19 protein-coding genes and 2 pseudogenes are annotated in these 17,454 nt (G+C 68.1%); 7 read left to right on the forward strand and 14 right to left on the reverse strand.

The window, feature by feature from the left end; genetic code table 11:
• Window positions 1-723: 723 nt before the first annotated feature.
• Window positions 724-924, forward strand: a complete 201-nt coding sequence (locus ACIA8E_RS40465) for a hypothetical protein (protein ID WP_399306850.1) — start codon at window positions 724-726, stop codon at window positions 922-924.
• Window positions 925-1,123: 199 nt separating this feature from the next.
• Here ACIA8E_RS40465 and ACIA8E_RS40470 read toward each other — a convergent pair whose 3' ends face one another.
• From ACIA8E_RS40470 to ACIA8E_RS40480, 3 genes are all read right to left on the reverse strand, one after another.
• Window positions 1,124-1,300, reverse strand: coding sequence for a hypothetical protein (locus ACIA8E_RS40470; RefSeq protein WP_399306852.1), 177 nt, complete (start codon window positions 1,298-1,300; stop codon window positions 1,124-1,126).
• Between the two features lie 221 nt (window positions 1,301-1,521).
• Window positions 1,522-2,622, reverse strand: coding sequence for an integrase (locus ACIA8E_RS40475; RefSeq protein WP_399306855.1), 1,101 nt, complete (start codon window positions 2,620-2,622; stop codon window positions 1,522-1,524).
• A complete protein-coding gene (locus ACIA8E_RS40480) occupies window positions 2,619-2,963 on the reverse strand; it encodes a hypothetical protein (protein WP_399306858.1) in 345 nt (114 codons plus the stop codon). The genes ACIA8E_RS40475 and ACIA8E_RS40480 overlap by 4 nt, the downstream gene beginning before the upstream one ends.
• A 271-nt stretch (window positions 2,964-3,234) precedes the next feature.
• Between ACIA8E_RS40480 and ACIA8E_RS40485 the strand changes: the two genes are divergently transcribed.
• Both ACIA8E_RS40485 and ACIA8E_RS40490 read left to right on the forward strand, forming a co-directional pair.
• Window positions 3,235-3,879, forward strand: a complete 645-nt coding sequence (locus ACIA8E_RS40485; protein WP_399306861.1) for an ArsR/SmtB family transcription factor — start codon at window positions 3,235-3,237, stop codon at window positions 3,877-3,879.
• Window positions 3,876-5,225: an MFS transporter gene (locus ACIA8E_RS40490; protein WP_399306864.1), complete on the forward strand. Its 1,350-nt coding sequence runs from the start codon at window positions 3,876-3,878 to the stop codon at window positions 5,223-5,225. The genes ACIA8E_RS40485 and ACIA8E_RS40490 overlap by 4 nt, the downstream gene beginning before the upstream one ends.
• A 124-nt stretch (window positions 5,226-5,349) precedes the next feature.
• Here the strand turns inward: ACIA8E_RS40490 and ACIA8E_RS40495 are convergent, their stop codons facing one another.
• Complete coding sequence (locus tag ACIA8E_RS40495) at window positions 5,350-5,859, reverse strand: hypothetical protein (protein ID WP_399306866.1); 510 nt, start codon at window positions 5,857-5,859, stop codon at window positions 5,350-5,352.
• A 42-nt stretch (window positions 5,860-5,901) separates the two neighbouring features.
• Entirely contained in the window at window positions 5,902-6,141 is a 240-nt protein-coding gene (locus ACIA8E_RS40500) for a hypothetical protein (RefSeq protein ID WP_399306868.1), read from the reverse strand.
• A 1,129-nt stretch (window positions 6,142-7,270) separates the two neighbouring features.
• On the opposite strand from ACIA8E_RS40500, the gene ACIA8E_RS40505 reads away from it, so the two are divergent.
• Entirely contained in the window at window positions 7,271-7,594 is a 324-nt protein-coding gene (locus tag ACIA8E_RS40505; RefSeq protein ID WP_399306870.1) for a hypothetical protein, read from the forward strand.
• Between the two features lie 581 nt (window positions 7,595-8,175).
• Window positions 8,176-9,654 (forward strand): multicopper oxidase family protein, encoded by a 1,479-nt coding sequence (locus tag ACIA8E_RS40510; protein WP_399306873.1) that lies wholly within the window; start codon window positions 8,176-8,178, stop codon window positions 9,652-9,654.
• A gap of 254 nt (window positions 9,655-9,908) precedes the next feature.
• Here ACIA8E_RS40510 and ACIA8E_RS40515 read toward each other — a convergent pair.
• The 7 genes and pseudogenes from ACIA8E_RS40515 to ACIA8E_RS40545 form a co-directional block, all read right to left on the reverse strand.
• Window positions 9,909-10,120, reverse strand: a pseudogene (locus ACIA8E_RS40515) (MFS transporter); the annotation flags it as partial.
• A gap of 5 nt (window positions 10,121-10,125) precedes the next feature.
• Window positions 10,126-11,868, reverse strand: coding sequence for a complex I subunit 5 family protein (locus tag ACIA8E_RS40520; RefSeq protein WP_399306876.1), 1,743 nt, complete (start codon window positions 11,866-11,868; stop codon window positions 10,126-10,128).
• Window positions 11,865-12,215: a sodium:proton antiporter gene (locus ACIA8E_RS40525; protein WP_030932398.1), complete on the reverse strand. Its 351-nt coding sequence runs from the start codon at window positions 12,213-12,215 to the stop codon at window positions 11,865-11,867. Before ACIA8E_RS40525 ends, ACIA8E_RS40520 begins: the two co-directional genes overlap by 4 nt.
• Window positions 12,216-12,234: 19 nt before the next feature.
• Complete coding sequence (locus tag ACIA8E_RS40530) at window positions 12,235-12,975, reverse strand: MnhB domain-containing protein (RefSeq protein WP_399306879.1); 741 nt, start codon at window positions 12,973-12,975, stop codon at window positions 12,235-12,237.
• Window positions 12,972-13,232, reverse strand: a complete 261-nt coding sequence (locus ACIA8E_RS40535; protein WP_399306882.1) for a Na(+)/H(+) antiporter subunit B — start codon at window positions 13,230-13,232, stop codon at window positions 12,972-12,974. Before ACIA8E_RS40535 ends, ACIA8E_RS40530 begins: the two co-directional genes overlap by 4 nt.
• Window positions 13,225-13,686, reverse strand: coding sequence for a monovalent cation/H+ antiporter complex subunit F (locus tag ACIA8E_RS40540; RefSeq protein WP_399306884.1), 462 nt, complete (start codon window positions 13,684-13,686; stop codon window positions 13,225-13,227). The genes ACIA8E_RS40535 and ACIA8E_RS40540 overlap by 8 nt, the downstream gene beginning before the upstream one ends.
• Window positions 13,683-13,865 carry a hypothetical protein gene (locus ACIA8E_RS40545; protein WP_399306887.1) on the reverse strand — a complete coding sequence of 61 codons (183 nt, stop codon included), beginning with the start codon at window positions 13,863-13,865 and terminating at the stop codon, window positions 13,683-13,685. The genes ACIA8E_RS40540 and ACIA8E_RS40545 overlap by 4 nt, the downstream gene beginning before the upstream one ends.
• 537 nt (window positions 13,866-14,402) lie before the next feature.
• Here ACIA8E_RS40545 and ACIA8E_RS40550 point away from each other — a divergent pair.
• Window positions 14,403-14,660, forward strand: coding sequence for a hypothetical protein (locus tag ACIA8E_RS40550; RefSeq protein ID WP_399306888.1), 258 nt, complete (start codon window positions 14,403-14,405; stop codon window positions 14,658-14,660).
• 313 nt (window positions 14,661-14,973) lie between these two features.
• On the opposite strand, the gene ACIA8E_RS40555 is transcribed toward ACIA8E_RS40550, so the two are convergent.
• Window positions 14,974-15,855, reverse strand: a complete 882-nt coding sequence (locus ACIA8E_RS40555; protein WP_399306891.1) for a LysR substrate-binding domain-containing protein — start codon at window positions 15,853-15,855, stop codon at window positions 14,974-14,976.
• Window positions 15,852-16,751 carry a LysR family transcriptional regulator gene (locus ACIA8E_RS40560; RefSeq protein ID WP_399306894.1) on the reverse strand — a complete coding sequence of 300 codons (900 nt, stop codon included), beginning with the start codon at window positions 16,749-16,751 and terminating at the stop codon, window positions 15,852-15,854. Before ACIA8E_RS40560 ends, ACIA8E_RS40555 begins: the two co-directional genes overlap by 4 nt.
• A gap of 432 nt (window positions 16,752-17,183) precedes the next feature.
• On the opposite strand from ACIA8E_RS40560, the pseudogene ACIA8E_RS40565 reads away from it, so the two are divergent.
• Window positions 17,184-17,454 (forward strand): annotated as a pseudogene (locus ACIA8E_RS40565) (hypothetical protein); the annotation flags it as partial.

The raw sequence follows: 17,454 nt of genomic DNA on the forward strand, positions 1-17,454 counted from the left end.
CCACAGCAATCTCGTCCGGAGTCACACACTCTCAACGCCACACCGGACCCCCAGGACACGCACCACCACAACCGACCTGACCAAGCCCTACTAGGACACGGACCGCCACGACCGTCGGGGAGTCCCTCAGCTGCACCTTGCCGGCAAAGCTCGGGTGCAGCACTGGGACTCCCCATCGTTCTTGTGAGGTCCTGGCAGCAGAGTACGCAGAACGCGTGGGCCCGCCCCGACCGGACTTTTTTGCGTTCTGGTGACGCTCACTCAAGAAAGAGCCCCGTAGGGGCTCTGACCTGCAAGAGTCACTTCGTCTCATGGCGAGCAACCCCTCCGTCGGGCGAGCTTGCTGTCACAACGCGGGACGCCCCGGCTCCGAACTAGGCGCGGATCGAGGCCAGTTCCACATCGTCGACTTCTTCGCAGGCCCAGGCGCTTTGGCAGCAGACAGCGCCGTGCCTGTCGGCCCTCGGTTCGGGCCGCTTCAACGCGCTCGGCGTACACGCGGTAGGCCTTGCGCCAGGCCGGGGTTGCCCCGTCCTTCAGAAGTTCCGCCAGGTCGTCTTTCGGATGCTCGCTGGAAAGGAGACCTCGGTGTCGCTAGCGAGGCGGGCTGGCGCCTGCGGTTGCGGGTAACGCGATAGCCAACGGCCACTGTGACCGGATCGCACCAAGAGCGTTAAGGAACACACCGGGCGCGCGCCCGGCACCGAATTCTTAGGGGAGCCGATGAAGCGCAAGACCATCATGCAGATCAGGGCGGCCGCTCTGATCGCCGTACCGTCCATGGCTCTCGTGGCTGCCGTGAGCACTGCTGGCACGGCACAGGCAGCGCCCCATGACGGGTCAGGGGGCGCCATCTCGCACAACGGCGTGAGGGTCAATTTCTGGCAGGGAATCTCGGTTACTGATGAATCAGGTGACTTCTGAGTCGTCAGTTCACCGCGATACCGGCCCGCGCGCGTGCGTAGGACGGTCTCATGAGTTCCACGAGCGTTCCTTTTCGCAGGTGAGCACCCCTGGCCTGCGGTGTCACGGAAGGTCTGGCGGTTCTCGGGCTGGGGATGAAACACGAGCAGCCGCCGTTGCACCTTCGTTCGGTGCAACGGCGGCCGCGTCGGCAGGACTGTTACTGCAGCTTCCGTGCGATCCGGCCTTCCTCGACCTGCTCTGTCTGCTGGTTCTTCTCGTTCTTGACGGTGTACTTAGCCTGTTGCCCCTGGCCCTCCGCACGCTCGATCCGGCCCTGCATGTCCTCGCCTTGCTGGTTCCGGTACTCCACACGATCGCCCTGCTTGAACTGCATGGACTCTCCAAGTCGCTTGTAGGTCGGCGGGGGCTGGCCCCACGCGTTCGGCGGGGAACGCCCCTCATGGCGCCCGTGGCCATCGTCAGGCGCACTGACAGCCCACCCCCGTCTCCACACCACAGCAACCACTGCGGGCCGAATGGAGGACCCCTCGCCCGCCTTGCCCGACACCGCGTCGGCGTTGTTCAACGCCAACGGTTCTGTGGCGGAGGCCGGGGTCAGGTGAGGCCGGCGGAGGCGTTGTCGTCCCAGCCGTCCTCGCGCTGCATGTAGCCGAGCAGGGATCGGGAGTGGCGGGCCCAGCCGCCCTGGTCGGCGATGGCGATGCCGTCGCGCCCGCGCTTGCGGGCGGTGGAGGCGAGCCCGATGCGCAGCGAGTGGCCGGTCCAGTGGATCGGGACCCCGGCCCGCTTCGAGATCCGTTTGACGGCGCGGGTGACGCTGTCGGGGACCAGCCCGCCGGTGATGTGGCCGTGCCGGTCGATGCCGACGAACGCCGGGGTCGACGGGTCGGCCCACTGCTCGCCGTGCTCGGTGATCAGCCGGGTGCGGTAGGCGGTCCAGGCCCGCACCGGGCAGACCGCCGGGTCCTGGGCGTAGGCGAGCTTCGCGTTGCGCACCGAGTGCTTGGTCTTGCCGGTGAGCACCGCGATGACCAGGCCGCGCGGGTGCAGGGTGACGTCGCCGGTCAGCAGTCCAGCGGGATCCTGGGAGCGCGAGGCGTAGTGGAAGCCGGTGAGCACCAGGGCCTTGTCCCGGGCGCCGGTGAGGGTGTCGGGGCAGGAGCGGGCAATCGCGTACAGCCCGTCGACGTCGGCGCCGACCGCCTGGCCGCGGCCGCGCCGCTCCCCGGCCTGAAGCAGCTTCACCGCCAGGCCCTCCAGCGCCTTGCGGGCCTCGCCCTGGTCGTCGCCGCTGACCGTGACCCCGCGCTCGCGCAGGCCGACGACCGCGGCCGCCAGGTGCGTGCCGGCGGAACTGGGGGCGTAGCCGCGCCCGTTGCGCCGGCCCTCGCGCAGCATCCAGGTCACGAACGCGACCAGGGAGCCGCGGCCGCCCTCGGAGGCGGGCAGGCCGGTGGCGGCACAGAACCGTTCCCACACCCGCCAGGACTTCGCGTAGGTGTCGAGGGTGTTGTCCGGGGTGATCTCGGCGGCGAGATCCTCGGCCTCGGCGAGGCGCCGGGCGGCATCGATACCGTGCCGCTCGGCCCACCGCTCGACGAGCACCTGGCGCTCGTCGGCGGCCACCGGAGCGGGCACCACCGCGGTGGCCGGCTCGTCGATGTCGGCGGCGGTGCCCGCGTCGAGGGCGCTCACGGCTGGCCCGGGTGCGCCGCGGCGCGGTAGCCGTGGGCGGCGAGCCAGCGGGCCACGGCCTTCTGGTCGGCCTTGGCCCGCTCGAAGTCGGCATGGGCGGCTCGCCCGGCAACAGCGTCCTGTCCGGTCCTGACCGCGTTCTGCAGGGCCCAGCGGTTGATGAGCATCGAGGTCCTGCCCTCCAGGCGGCCTTGCTCCTCCCACGCGGTGCGTTCGGCGGCCGCGGTCTTGATGAGGGCGGGGTGGCCGTCCTCGGCGGCGCTCGCGGTGACGTCGTGGAGGTAGTACGCGATGAACGCGCGCGCGGTCGCGTCGTCGTCCTCGGTGATGCCGTGTGCCATGACGGTGGATCCCCCTCCTGCCGGGCCGCTCTGACCCGCTGTCATGTCCGGTTTTGTCGCGTCGGATAAGGAGAGCTTATCCGACGCGAAGTCTCCGCCGGGCCCGTAATGGGGTGCCGGTAAGGCCCTTGTCACCAGCCGTAAGCGGTGGTGATCTTGTCCAGCCCCGTCACCGACGTGGTGCCGGTGACACGGACTGCCGGCCAACTTTCCAAAAGAAGTTCTGCAAAAATACTTTTGGAAAGTCCCTGGTTCGCCCTACTCTCCCGTCATGGTCAGCGAAGAGCAGAAACGCGTACTCGATCCCGAGCAGGACGCAGCAGCCTTGAAGGCACTCACGCACCCGCTTCGTATCCGGCTGCTCGGGATGCTGCGGCAGGACGGCCCGGCCACCGCGAGTGAACTCGGGGTCAAGACCGGTGAGTCATCCGCTTCCACCAGCTATCACCTGCGGGTGCTGGCGAAGTACGCGTTCGTCTCCGAGGCCGAGCACCGTGACGGGCGGGAGCGCCGCTGGCAGGCGGTGCACTCCCTGACCTCCTGGAGCAACAAGGCAATGCAAGCCACGCCGGGCAGCCGCGCCTATGTCAGCTTGTCCCGCAGGGCTCAGATCGAGCACCTGGAGGCTTCTCTCGCTCGGCACGAGGCCGACATCGCAGACGGGCGGCTGGGCCAGGAGTGGGTGGAGCCTTCCGGGATCGGCGACTTGATGCCCCGTCTGACCCCCGAGTCGCTCACCGAGCTCTGTGAGGTGCTCGACCGGAAGCTGGAGGAACTGACCACCCGCGATGCGGGGGATCCGCGCGCAGTGCAGGTCATGTTCCTCACCGCCGGGCTGCCCCTGGCTCCGCGCGACGCCGGCGCTGAGGCGGACACCTCTGCCCAGGCGGGGACAGATGCCCAGGACGCGTCATGACCGGGCCGCTGGACATACGCACCGCATGCCGCCGCTACGTCACGGTCTGCGTTCTGTTCTGGCTGCCGCTGGGGCTGACTATCGCTCCGCTGATCCTGCTGTTCACCGAGCGAGGCATGGCCATGATGGCCATCGCGGGCTTCTTCGCCGCGCACTCCCTCACAGCCGCCGCGCTGGAACTGCCCACCGGAGGGCTGTCCGACGTCCTGGGACGCCGTGTTGTGCTGGCCGCCGCCGGCCTTCTGAACCTGGCCGCCTTAACCCTCCAAGCCCTGGGCACTGCTCCCTGGCTGCTCGGACTCGGCATGGCCCTGATGGGCGCAGGCCGCGCCCTGTCCAGCGGACCTGCCGAAGCCTGGTACGTCGACACCGTCCACGCGCACTCCGGCCCCGGCGCAGACCTGCGCACCGGACTGGCCCGCGGCGGCTCCGCGACATCCGCCGCGCTCGCCACGGGCACCCTGTTCGGCGGTGCCCTTCCCTGGCTGCTCGGACTCGGGCCCGACCTCGGCGCCCGAATGAGCAAGGCAACTTCCGAACTGGTGCTGCCCCTTTCCGTCCCGCTGCTTCTGGGCGCGGCGGTCGAGATCGCCTTCGTCCTGTACGTCTTGACTGCTCTGCCCGAGCCGCCCCGGCCAAGGACCAGAGTGCGCGAGGTACTCCGAGGCATCCCGGCCACCGTCATGGGCGGACTGCGGTTGGGGGGCCGCGACGCGCTGGTCCGTCGGGTACTCCTCACCGCAGCGGCCGCCGGCAGCGCCCTGGCCGCGATCGAACTGCTCACGCCGGGCCGTGCCGCAACGCTCACCGGCGCATCGGAGTCGGGGGCGGTGCTCTTCGCTGCACTCGCCTGCGCTGGATTCGTCTGCTCCGGGATCGGCAGCCACCTCGCACCGCTGGCCGCCCGGCTTGCGGGCAGTGGCGAGCGTGCAGTCATGGTGAGCCTCGGCACCAGCGCGAGCGGCCTGCTTCTGCTCGGGGCCACTGCAGCCGTCACGACAGTGGGCTCCACGGTCCTCGCGGCCATCGGGTACGGCCTGGTCTACCTCGGGCTCGGGATAGCGGGACCGAGCGAGAACGACCTCCTGCACCGCCGTGTCGCCAGTTCGGGTCGTGCCACCGCGCTGTCCGTCCAGTCCCTCGCCCAGCAACTGGTGGGAGCTCTCACCGGCTTGATCATCGGCGCCCTTCCCTCAGGCCCGCTGCCCTGGCTGCTGGGAGGCACAGCGCTGCTGGCAGGAGCCCTCCTGTGGATTCACCGCAGCGGGCCCACATCCCCGACCCCGGCGCCAACATCTCAGCCGCATACCGTGTCGTCTTCCCCGAGCACGGCCGAACTGCCCTGACCCTCCAGCACTGATCACTGCCGTTTGCGGCTGGTGACACGGTTCTTACCAGCACCCCGTGATCCCCATGGGTTCAAGGAAACCGAAGGCCTTCAGCTTGAACCCACGGGTCCACCGGTCTGCTTCAGATCGGTAGACCCGTGGGTTCGGTTGGAACACGAGGATGCTGTGCAAGCCGAAGAGCTTCGGTCGTGACCTCGGCGTCGACCTGCGCCTGTGTTCTGTCGCCGTATTCGAGGACGTCGTAATCGTCGTCCAGGTTGGCGAGTCGTTCAACCAGAGGCAGATCGTGCCCGAAACGATGGTGGATCCGGAAGGCCAGCGCGCGTGGGGTCAGCTCGCCGGCCAGCATCCGGGCGGCAAGTGCTCGCGCGGCGGCTTCTTGTCCGGCAACGCTGCCCGCTGGGTGGAAGGTGAGGCCCAGTTCGTCGAGTGCCGGTGGAAGGAGGTCGGGGACCTCGTAATCCGCCTCCGCGCTTGTGCACGCGGCCAAGATCCGCAGGGCAGGACTGTCGAGGCCGGCAATGAGTGCATCACAGGCAGCAGTGACGACGTCGGTTGCGCGGATCTCGCCCATGCTCCAGAGGACGGCATGGTCCTGTAGAGCGGTTGCTGCTGCTTCGGTCGAGGTCACTCGCTCATGATTGCCTTCATCGTGCGTCTGGTCGAGCAGGTTTCATCGAAGTTGTTGTTCAGCGGCCTGTTCCAGCAGCACCCGCGCGGAGTCCGTGTAGCGAATCGCGGTCTTCGCAGACTGCTCGGCCCGGGCCCGCTCCCGACGCCGCCGTTCCTGCTCTTCCTGGATCTCCAGCTCGCGGATCTGGTTCCGGGTCTGGCGCAGCTGCCACTCCAGCCACGCGGCCAGGCTTCGGTTCTTGTCCAGGTCGGATATGGAGCCGGGGTCCGACATGGTCACGCCGCCTTGTCTGCGGGCTGCTCGTGGGCATGTTGAGCGCCATCCTGGCTGCCACCACACCACCTTCGAGTGTCGACCAGTACGGGTGCGTCGACACTTCGATGCTCAGCCGGACCAGCTCCGCCTGATACCGGACCACCTCCGTCGCCTGCTCCGCCGTGTACCCGGGGCTGTCGGCCTTGCCCGAGCGGAAGCTCGTGTACGGCTGCCTCTCGCTCTCCCAGCTGGGCAACGGTTCGGCCGACCACGGCAGGCTGGCGGCGTACTGCTCGTACGCGGCACGGGTCCGGTGCAGCGCGAGCTGGGCGTCGCGCAGGTCCTCAGGAAAGTCGTACATAGGCACATTGGAATAGTAAGTGTGTTTGATTTTTAGATGCGAGCACCGCGCTGGCTCCATCAGCGAATCCCCCTACTGGAGGGACGCGCTTCAGTACCTGTTCCCGAACCGGATCGGCAAGCCAGGCTGGTGAGGTCGGGTACCCGGGTCCCGGCTACCCGACCTCAGCTGGATCGCCGTCGCCGTGCCGCTGGCCCCTGTAAGGCCTCACTCAACCGAGAGCGAGCACGAGGATGCAGACAAGGGCGATGACCGAGCCGGCGATTACCCAAACGAGCCCGAGGAACCGGGTGAGCTGCGCTTCGCGACCGTGTGTCCATGTCGACCAACCAGGGGCCGGCGCGACTCGGCGCGCACGCGCGAGTCGACGCGCACGCGCCTTCTCGGCCTGGCTGCGGGCCCAGGCTGAGCCTCACGGGGAGAGATAGAAGGCGCCGAGGAAGAGAAACACCAGACTGACGACCAGCATGAATCCGAATATGAAGGGCGGCGGACCAGCCAGTGCGATCATGGACTGATGGTGGAGCGCGGCGTCCCCAGGGTCAAGCGTTCCGCCACGGCGAAAGGCGCGGGTTGGCGGTCACGGTGGTGACCGCGGTCACCAGTCTCGCGTGTGCTCACGGGAGGCCAGCGGTCATTTATGAGAGTGACTCTCCGTGCGTGGGTCGCTCTCGACCCCAGGGCCGCAGAAGACGAAGGTGCCCGGAACGCATTGCGTCCCGGGCACCGCCGGTCCCGCATGATTGCCTCACCCTCGCTACATGGGCAGGCCTGAGCGTCAAGAGCAACACCGTGAACACCGTCTTGGGCCCGTTGCCGACCGAGGAGCTGAGCGCCGTCTCGGTCCACGAGGCGCTGCTATCGGTGGTTTCGGGCGCGGAGCTCACCTTCGACATCACCATGGACCGCGCGGAGATCTTCGAGACCCTCGCCGCGAAGCTGAAGGACTTCCGCGCCCACGGCGGTGGCACGATCGGCCGGAAGTGGCATGGCGCACCATGGTGCTGGTTCACGGAGGGGTGGAAGCCGCCGTTCGGCGGGAGCGGCTGCGGACGGGATGAACGATTTCGGCCGCACCAGGTGAGATGGTTTCATCTTTATTCAGACTGGCGGTGATAATTCGATTCCAATTCCGATGCCTGCCTAATTGCTGCTGAGATCGGCTCAATGAGTGTCTTTCACAGACCTGACCGGTGTGCTGCAGCAACGTTCCGAGCCAGCCCTGTATCCCTTTAACGTTTTCGTGAGGCGATGGAAGGCTGGAGACGATGTTCGGGCGAAGGAAATTCCTCAAGGCCGGTGCTGTGGGAGGTGCGGCCATGCTTCCACCGGGTGTTCTGGGAGCGCCGGCGTACGCGGCGACGGCTCGGCAGACAGGGTGTCCGGACATCCCGGTCACGCACACCCCTCCCCTGGAGAGGTATGTCGACCCGCTCCCCACGCCGTTGACAGCCGTCCCGGATCCTTCTGCATACCCGGGCGCCGACTACTACGAGATCACGATGCGGCAGGACTCGTGGCGCTTCCACCGGGATCTCGGGCCGGCAACCGTGTGGGGTTACTGGGCCAACAACCCGCACGATCCTCACAAGCCGACCGGCATGGGCTACCTCGGGCCGACCATCAGCGTGACCACGGACCACCCGACGGTCGTCAAATACCGCAACGAGCTGCCGACCACCCACCTCTTCCAGTTCGTGATCGACGCCATTCGCAACGGGTGCTCCGAGCTCACCCCGACCCCTCCACCTCCCTACAAGCCGGTTCTGCCTTTTCCCCCGAATGTCAACGTGTGGAACGTCGTACACCAGCACGGCGGTTTCACAGCGCCACAGTCCGACGGCATGCCGATGCAGTCGTTCAGCCCGGACGGCATCCACGCCGAGCACTACACCACTCTGGAACCGGGCCGGGTCGAACGAAACGAAGCGATCTACGGCTACACGAACCACGACCGTTCGTGCATGCTCTGGTATCACGATCACGGCATGGGGATGACCAGCCTCAACGTCTATGCGGGCCTTGCCGGTCTCTGGCGCGTCAGTGACCCTGCCGACGAGCGGCTCGGGCTGCCGCGAGGCGAATTCGAGGTCCCGCTCATCCTGCAGGACCGGACTTTCAACCCGGACGGCTCGCTCGCCTACACCATGACCCTGAGGGAAGGCGAGGACACCCCGGTCGTCAACGGAAAGGCGTACCCATTCCTGGCCGTCGAGCGACGACGCTACCGGCTGCGCATCCTCAACGCTTCGAACGAGCGTTTCTGGCGGCTGAGGTTCGACGTCTATCCCAAGGACGTACTGCCCCAGCCCACACTGCCGTTCTGGCTGATCGGCACCGACGGCGGCTTCCGTGCTCCGCTGCAAATGCTGAACTTCCTGATCTCGCCGGCCGAGCGCTACGACCTGATCGTCGACTTCAGTCAGGTGCCCATGGGTACGAAGGTCAGATTGACGAACTACCATGCGCCGGTCCACTACCCGGGTATGCCCGGCGAAGGACCGGAAATCCGGGAAATCATGGAGTTCCAGGTCACCGAACCATTGTCCGGAGGCACGGACAGGACGAGGCCGCCCAAGGAACTCAGGCTGCCGAAGGTCGCACCTGTCAAGCCGAGACCGCACACCCGTCGGCGGCAATGGGTTACGTACCAGCACAAGCTCTTCAGGACCATGACGTTCAACGCGATGCCGTTCGAGGCGCCGTCCGTGGACTTCATCGAGGAGGGCTCGTCCGAGATCTGGGAGTACATCAATCCCAACCACGACGCCCACCCGATGCATGTTCACCTCGTAAACTTCCAGGTGCTGGACAGGCAGCCGATCGACGCGGTCGAATACCAGGCGGATTACGAAAAGTGGATTGACGGTGGCCGCAAACCGAAGGACCTGCCGGTGCTGGAGAACTATTTCACCGGTCCACCGATTCCGCCGGACCCGGACGAAGCACGGTCCAACAAGGACACGTTCAAATCCTATCCGGAGACGGTGACCAGAATCATCATTGAGGAATTCACTCCGCCGACGAGTACGATCGCGTCGATTCCGGGCAGCGGCACCGAGTTCCCGGCGACATACATCCACCACTGCCACATTCTCGAACACGAAGACGACGACCTGATGCGCCCGTGGACGATCGTCGGCCACGGCGACCACGGCGGTGGCCACGGCCACTGACGGGATCGATCGACCCGCGAGTGCCGGTCCGCGCCCAACGGGCCCGGACCGGCACTGACGCCGTGACCCGACCCTCCCCGGATCCTTGCGAGTGCGGCGCCCGCAAGAGGACGGATGCTCTCGGCCCTCGACAGGCCGTGGGGCACGTACTCTGCGATCTCCCCGTGCGCGAAGGAGCCCCAAGGCGCACTGGATTGAACTACGGGTTCAAGGCTCCTCGCTCCGTTCGCCGCACGCCGGCGAGGGCGTCCTGTGGCCGGGGGAACGCCCGCCCAGGTCAGCTCCCCGATGAGGGTGGACCCCCCACTCGAGGGCTGATCAGGGAGACAGGTACGGAGGTACCCAGCGCGCCGCCAGTCTGCAGGGCGGTGGCCGGCGGGCCACCCGCCACACCGGCGTTCTTCACCGGCGCGTTGCCGACGATGGCGTCGGAGGAGGCGGACAACACCGTGCCGACGCCCAGAGCTCGGCTCATCCCGTAAGGATGCCGGGCAATGCGAGCGCGCCGATGAGGGTTGTGCCGGCCAGGAGCCAGACCACGTAGTCGCCGATGTGCCCCGAGTGCATGCGCCGAAGCGGCGTCGTCCAGCTCTGAGCTTCCTGATGGGCGGGGCCATGTACGGCTGCTGCGGCCAAGCCCACGGCGAGTGCAGCGGAGACGAACCCGAAGATCGTCCCGGCCGGAGTCCAGTGAGGTGCATGATGGGCGCCGAACGCGTCGCCCACGGACGTGGCAAGCCATGGGGCCAGACCGGCCGCGACAGCTCCGACGAGCAGTGCGGTGGGGACCCCGGTCATCGTCATGGGCACCCGGCCGATACGGCCCTTGGTCTCCGGCTCCTCCTCATCACCCTTCGTTTCGTCTTCCGGTTCGGCCTCGGGTCGCTTCCCGGCGCCGAGGAACACCCGTGCGGCGACCCGGAGCACCGCTCCCGCGGTGACTGCGGAGACGACGACGAACACCACGGCGAGGAGCCCGCCCGCAGCTTCTTCCGTGACCGCTTTGCCGAGACCCGTGCCGAATGGGGGCAGCCCGGACAGCGCCAGCGCACCGGTCGCGAACAGGACGCCGACCCAGCGCAACTCCTTTGCGCGACCGAACAGTTCGTGTTCGTCGACACTCCCGTACCGGTCGAGGAGGATGCCCACGCAGGCGAACAGGGCGGCCTTCGCCCCCGCGTGGCCCAGGATGTAGAGCGCGATCCCTCCGGTGGCCTCGGGGCGCAGGAGGCCGATTCCGATGAGGAAGAGCCCGGTGTGGGCGACCGTCGAATAGGCAAGGAGTCGCTTCACGTGCCGTTGCTGCCAGCACATCACCGCGCCGATCAGCGCGGTCAGCACGCCGAGCGTCACCAGGGCGCGCTCAGCGTCCGGTGCGGGGATGCCACCGGGCCCGGCGAAGATCGTGTAGTACACCCGCCACACACCGTACGCGCCGAGTTCGACCATGACCCCGGACAGCAGCATGCAGACCGGGGTCGGCGCGACGGCGTGTGCGTCGGGCAGCCAGAAGTGAAACGGGACGGCGGCCGCCTTGGTGAGGAGACCCGTCAGCACCAGGACGAAGGCGCACAGGGTCAGTGCGTCGGGCCCACCCTGTGCGTCGAGCCGCTGCCCGATCTGCCGCATGCCGAGCTCACCAGTGCGGGCGTACAGCAGCACGATCCCGGTCAACGTGGTGTACGCGCCAAGGGAGTTGATCACCCCGAATGTCAGCGCGCCCTGAACGGCCTTCGCTTCCTCCACCCGATAGCCGGTCAGGGCGTACGCCACGACGCTCATGAGTTCGAAGAAGACGAAGGCGTTGAAGAGGTCACCCGTGAGCGCGAAGCCGCACATGCCCGCCTGGAAGAGCAGCACCAGAGCCGGAAAGCTGCCGGCGTGCCGATGCGGTGGCTCCTCGAAGTAGCGCCAGGAGTAGACGAGTACCGCGACGACCAGGACCGAGACCAGTGCCGCCAGGCCCACCCCGGGAACGTCGCCGACCAGGACGATGCCCACACCTTCGCCGCCGCTCGGTCGCCAGCCGCCGACCCATTCGACAGCATTCGGCGAGGCGTTGATGAGGAGCGCCATGGCCAGGCCGGCAGCGGCCACGGCCACGGTGCAGCCGATCGACTCGGCGGCGATGCGGGGCAGACGCCGTCCGGCGGCCACCAGCACGGCGGCTCCCATCAGAGGCAATGCGACGACCAGGGGCAGCAGATGGCTCATCCGCGCAGCTCGGTCAATTCGTCGGGGTTCACCGTGCCGTGTCGCTTGGCGACCTGTATCACCAGGGCCAGCAGCAGAGCGGTCACGGTGGCGCCGACCACCACGTCGGTCAGGGCCAGTGCCTGCACGACGGGGTCGACGAGCGGTCTCGATCCTGGCTTCAGGTCGGAGAAGACGGGTGCGGTGCCGCCGTCGCGATAGCCCACGGCGAGCAGCAGCACATAGGTGGAGGACTGGCAGACCGCCAGGCAGCCCACCGCATGAACGAGGTGGCGGCTGGTGGCGAGTCCGTAACACCCGGCCAGGAAGATCCAGCCGGCGACCAGATACGGCAATACCGACATCATGACGAGCTCGTCCCCCAACTCATTTCGCGCTTTCCTCCTCGATCTCCACGGCCTGGTCGAGGAAGCGGGCGAGCAGCACCACCACGGCGCACGCCACTTCCATACCGACGGCCATGTTCAACAAGGGCACCGATCCGCCCGAGGCGAGCGTGTTGAACGTTCCGTACGGCATCAGAGTGTTGGCCAGAAACGAAGAACCCGCGATGAGACCCGCCAGGCCCAGCACGAGATACGTCGCTTCGCCCACCGCGTCGCCGACCTCGTACACGCCGACCGGGCGGATCCGCTCCAGCGCGCGGTAGTCGGCCCCGATGTAGAGCAGGTGGACCGCGGTCGCCACGACGACCCCGCCCTGGAACCCGCCGCCCGGACTGAGCTGGCCGTGTGCGACGACATAGAGGCCGACGACGAGGGCGACGGGCAGCAGGATCAGTGCGTACCGCCTCACGGGGAGCGCAACACGGACCGGCTCGGGAGGCACCTGACGCTCTTCGCGGGTCTGTCGTAGCAGCACAACGGTGCCGAGCACTGCTGCGAAGAGGATGGTCTCCTCGCCCAGGGTGTCGAAGGCCCGCTGGTCGAAGTTGACGGCCGAGATCACATTGGCGGTGCGGTGGGCGAGCGCGGCCCGGACGGCACGGGCGCCGTAGGGGTGGCTGTCACCGCCGAAGCCCGGCAGCCGCAAGCAGGCCGCCCCGAACATGGCGGCGAAGCCCAGGCAGCCCACGGCCAGGATCCACATCCGTAGTCTGCGGCTCATCGGCCGCCTTCGTCGCGCTGCCCGCGGCGGCGCACCTTCCGGACAGACAGGACGATCAGCAACGGGGTCAGCGCCGAGCCCACCGCCAGCTGCGACAGGGCGACGTCCGGTGCCTGGAGGACGGTGAACAGCACCGCGAGCGTCAGACCGAGCACGGAGAGAACCAGAGCCTGACGAGCCGGGTCACGGACCGCCACGGCGGCGGTCGCGGTGGTCGCGACCAGGAACAGAGAGATCACGATGAGGCCGTCAGTCACGTCGGACCTCGCTCGGCTCCAGGTAGGCGCCGGACAGTGTCCGTGAGGAAATCACGTTTCCGGCGACGAGCAGAACTCCCACGACCACAAGTTTCACTGCCGCCCGCCCCGGGCCGGCAGCCACGCACGACGCGATCACGACCGGCAGGGTGACGGCGGCCGCCAGTACGGTCGGCAGCTGTGCCTTTGACGGGGCCTCGCCCAGTTCGTCGGCGAGGAGCCGTGCGTACACGAGCGTGCCGACGGGGCCCAGCACGGCGAGGACCAGAGCGAGATCGGTGTAGGCGGGGCGGTCGTATCCCTGGGCGAGCAGCAGCATGACCAGACAGACCACCGAGGTGCCGAAGTTCTGGGCGACGACCCTGCGCCCGAGCGGTCCGGTCGCCACACCCCACACAACAGGGAAGAGACCTGCCACCAGGAGTACGGATGCGCAGGCGAGCCATGCGTTCACCAGCCGCTCACAGCCCGGCGTGCCGCGACGGCCGCGACTGCCCCCAGCAGTGCGCATGCCAGACCGACGAACACCTCCAGCGGTTCGAGCCTGCTGATGAGCATCAGCCAAAGCGCCGACAGCGACACTTGCCACACGAGGATTTCGGCGACCAGGCTACCCAGCCGTCTTCCCGTCATGCGAGGGCCGGAGGGCGGGCCGCCGCAGGAAACGCTGTGATGCGCAAGGTGCCTCCTCGTGGTCGTCGTGCATGGCTCGTGCTCATCCGGTGCCCGGTGGGGCTTCAGACATTCCCCGGCCGTAGGGGAAACAACTGGAAGCAAAGCAGCTCCAGGCGAAGGGAAGCGGAGGAACGCCCGTGCCCACGCCTCGGATCGGGGATGAAAAGACCTGTCTGGCCCTGCGCCGCGAGGAGAAGGCAGCCAGGATCGCCAACAGCGCGGGGGCTTCCTGACAGGCGCGGTCGCCGCCGGGCCGGCCAAGTAGGCGCGCAGGAGGAGCGCACCGAGGACGCCTCCCCGCAGAGGCGCAGAGGCGCAGAGGCGCAGAGGCGCAGAGGGCCGGGACCGAGGGCGGTCGCGCACGACCGAGAAGGAACTCCTCAATGCGCTGCGCACCGACCAGGCTCGGCGCGGGGCCCCGATCGCCGGCATACTCGTCGGCCGCCCGGGTACTCGCGCCACACGCCACCCCCAGTGCGAGGAAGCGAGAACGACGTGAGCGAGCACCGCCTGGAAGCCCCTGGGAACAGCGAGGGGCCGACACCCGAGCCGATACCGAGGGACCTGCCAGATCAGCAGGTCACCGCCGACGAGGACCCCTGGGACGTACCAGGCGCCTCGATTCACTCCACCGCCGACGAGCAGCCCGACCCGGAGATTCCCGATACGGACGAGGCCGGCACCGGGCGGAGGGGCGCCCCGCACTCCGGCAATCGTCCGGGGCATCCCGTGCCCGACGAACCGTCCGCCTGACGCTCCGCGCGCCGCGGGAGCCCCGGCAGATGACGCTGGGAGGGACGCCCGCGACTGTCGACAGGAGTACGGCCGCCCGAGAGGACACGTAATGGGTGTGCGCACCTGGGTCAGCGACTGGCCCGTCTACCGACAGCCGACCGGACCCGACCCGGTCGAACAGGCCAGGGGACTCGCCGACGTACCGAGTGCCTCACCAACCCTCGCCGGGGACCCGCCAGTTACGGAAGGATGCAGCCTGCTCTCCCTCACTCACCCGCGCAACTGCACACATGTAGCCGCTCGGCGGTGCGACCGACGTGCGAGTCGATGGTCATTCCTCGGTGGCGGTCTCGGCGAGGGCGCGAGTCAGGGGGTTGTGGTTGTCGGTGCGCCAGGCGAAAGCCCAGCGGCAGGGCGCCGCATCGCGGACGGGGAGGTACGCCAGATTGGGCCAGGGGTAGAAGCGGGCGGCCTCGGCGACGGCGGCGGCGACGGCCTGTCCGGAGCTGACCACCTTGAGCTGGTCGTCCCAGTTGGCGACCTTCGGGCCGCGGGCGATGCGGCGTCCCGATGGGGTATGGAAGGGTTGGAAGACCTCCTCCATGGAGGACGGGACCGGCGACCGGTGGGCCAGGAAGGTCAGCTCACCGTAGTCCTCCAGGCAGACCGACTCGCGGTCGGCGTACGGGTGGGTGGCGGCCATGATGAGCACGATCGGCGAGGTGTGGGTGACCGGGCCGACGGTGATGCCGGGCTCGTGCACCGGCAGCCACACATGGGCCACGTCGATCTCGCCCGACCGTAGCGGCGTGAGAGGATCGACGGGGTTCAGCTCGCTGTGGACCAGCCGCACGGTCGGATGACGGGTCTGGAACCGTGCGACGATGTCGCGGATCATCCAGCTCTGCGGACCCATGGTACCGAGAGTGAGCATGCCGCCCGAGCCGCGGACGGACGCCGACACCTCCTCGATCCCGGCGAGAATCTGCCGATAGGCCGGCCGGAGGGCCTGGGAGAGTTGCTCACCGGCCGGGGTGAGGCGGACCGTTCGTGAGGTCCGCTCGAAGAGCGGGGCGCCGATGCGGCGTTCTTGCTTCTTGATGGCGTTGCTGACCCGGGACGGAGTGACGTGCAGCCGCTCGGCGGTACGCCCGAAGTGCAGCTCCTCCGCCAGCGTCAGGAAGATCTCGATATCTCGCAGTTCGATGCTCACTCACCGCCGTCCGCGTCGGCGAGCTCGCGGAGCAGGTCGACGAACGCCGGAACGAGCGGAGCCTGCTTGTCGGCGTTCAACAGCACGCCGTACTCCAGGGTCGGCCCGTCCCGGAAGGGGATGAAGGCGATGCCGGGCCGGTCGTGGTAGCGGGCGGCACGCGCCGCCACGATGGAGGCGCCGAGGCCGGCGGCGACCAGAGCGGGGACCTCGGGCCAGAAAGTGTAGGAAGGCCCGCGGGGGATGGGGCGGCCCATCGGCGTACGAGGGGGAAAGTGGATGTCCGCCACCGGTTTCGGGAGCTTGTAGTCCAGGGTGATCAGCGGCACGTCGGCCAGGTCCTCCAGCGACACGCTCTCGCGGCGGGCCAGGGTGTGGCCGGCCGGGACCATCAGGGCCCGGCGCTCGCGGAACAGCACCGGTCCCGCCGCGGTGCCGGCTTCATGCACGGGGAATTCAATGAGCTGGAGGTCGAGTTCGTCGCGGTGCAGCGGGCCGAACAGGTCGTTGAACTGAATCTCCCGGACACGCACGGTCCACCCGGCATGCCGGCCGCGGAAGACATCGGCGGCCCGCAATAGGAGGTCGGCGCACCAGGGGGTGGTGCAGCCGGCGCGCAGCGTGCCGGAGCCGGTCCGCGCTTCAGCCGCGGCCCGGTCGACGGCCTGCTGGATCCGCTGGTGGGCCGGCAGCAGGTCGTCCCGGAGCTGCTGGCCGAGCGGGGTGAGGCGGACCGTTCGTGAGGTCCGCTCGAAGAGCGGGGCGCCGATGCGGCGTTCTTGCTTCTTGATGGCGTGACTGACCCGGGACGGGGTGACGTGCAGCCGCTCGGCGGTGCGTCCGAAGTGCAGCTCCTCCGCCAGGGTCAGGAATATCCCGATGTCGCGCAGTTCCATGTCCCCTCCTGATCGTGAACCTAGCGGTCATCGCTGCGGTGACACAACGCGTATCGATGACTCAGCGGGCAACGCAGCCTTGCCGACTTCGCCGTTGATCATCGATCGGCGCCCGTTCAGGCTGTTGCCAGCCGCACCGCAGGCACCGCTGCGGCATGGGACGGGGAGTGGGCTTGACCAAGCGGGAGTTGACCTCGGGCACGAGCTGGCCGGCCGGGCGCCGGCGTACCGGTCGGCCCGGAACGGCTGTGCGGTCACCGTGTTGGAGCGGGCGTCGGCGCCGTGAGCGAGCGGATATGCGGTGGATTTCCGCAGCGAGGCGTTCGACGTGCTGGAGCAGTGTGCGACACCCGCGAGTTCTCCTGAGCCCCGATGAGCGTCTGCGCTGTGGCCAGCGAGTGTCAGAAACAACGAGCACAGGAGGAGTGCACGATGCAGAAGTTCGACACCCCCGCCCCGATCTCGCCGTCCTGAACGTCCCCGCGGGACACTTCCGGTTCATCGCCGCCGATCGGGCCGATACCGTGGTCGAGGTGCTGCCTGCGGATGCCTCGAAGGGCCGTGACGTGAAGGCGGCGGTGCAGATCACGGTCGAATACGGCGACGGTGTGCTGCGGGTCGAGGCCTCACCGGCGAAGAACCGGATCCTCGGTAGCTCCGGATCCGTCGAGGTGACCATCCAGCTGCCCGTCGGCTCCCGCAT

Origin of the sequence: Streptomyces sp. NPDC051664 (genome assembly GCF_044453545.1) — a bacterium.
Classification (GTDB): Bacteria; Actinomycetota; Actinomycetes; order Streptomycetales; family Streptomycetaceae; genus Streptomyces.

What these genes read in the sequence shown, in the direction of transcription:
- ACIA8E_RS40465 (WP_399306850.1), top strand. Translation starts at nt 724, where the DNA reads ATGAAGCGCAAGACCATCATGCAGATCAGGGCGGCCGCTCTGATCGCC.
- ACIA8E_RS40470 (WP_399306852.1), bottom strand. Translation starts at nt 1,300, where the DNA reads ATGCAGTTCAAGCAGGGCGATCGTGTGGAGTACCGGAACCAGCAAGGC.
- ACIA8E_RS40480 (WP_399306858.1), bottom strand. Translation starts at nt 2,963, where the DNA reads ATGGCACACGGCATCACCGAGGACGACGACGCGACCGCGCGCGCGTTC.
- ACIA8E_RS40485 (WP_399306861.1), top strand. Translation starts at nt 3,235, where the DNA reads ATGGTCAGCGAAGAGCAGAAACGCGTACTCGATCCCGAGCAGGACGCA.
- ACIA8E_RS40490 (WP_399306864.1), top strand. Translation starts at nt 3,876, where the DNA reads ATGACCGGGCCGCTGGACATACGCACCGCATGCCGCCGCTACGTCACG.
- ACIA8E_RS40520 (WP_399306876.1), bottom strand. Translation starts at nt 11,868, where the DNA reads ATGAGCCATCTGCTGCCCCTGGTCGTCGCATTGCCTCTGATGGGAGCC.
- ACIA8E_RS40525 (WP_030932398.1), bottom strand. Translation starts at nt 12,215, where the DNA reads ATGATGTCGGTATTGCCGTATCTGGTCGCCGGCTGGATCTTCCTGGCC.
- ACIA8E_RS40530 (WP_399306879.1), bottom strand. Translation starts at nt 12,975, where the DNA reads ATGAGCCGCAGACTACGGATGTGGATCCTGGCCGTGGGCTGCCTGGGC.
- ACIA8E_RS40545 (WP_399306887.1), bottom strand. Translation starts at nt 13,865, where the DNA reads ATGACGGGAAGACGGCTGGGTAGCCTGGTCGCCGAAATCCTCGTGTGG.
- ACIA8E_RS40560 (WP_399306894.1), bottom strand. Translation starts at nt 16,751, where the DNA reads ATGGAACTGCGCGACATCGGGATATTCCTGACCCTGGCGGAGGAGCTG.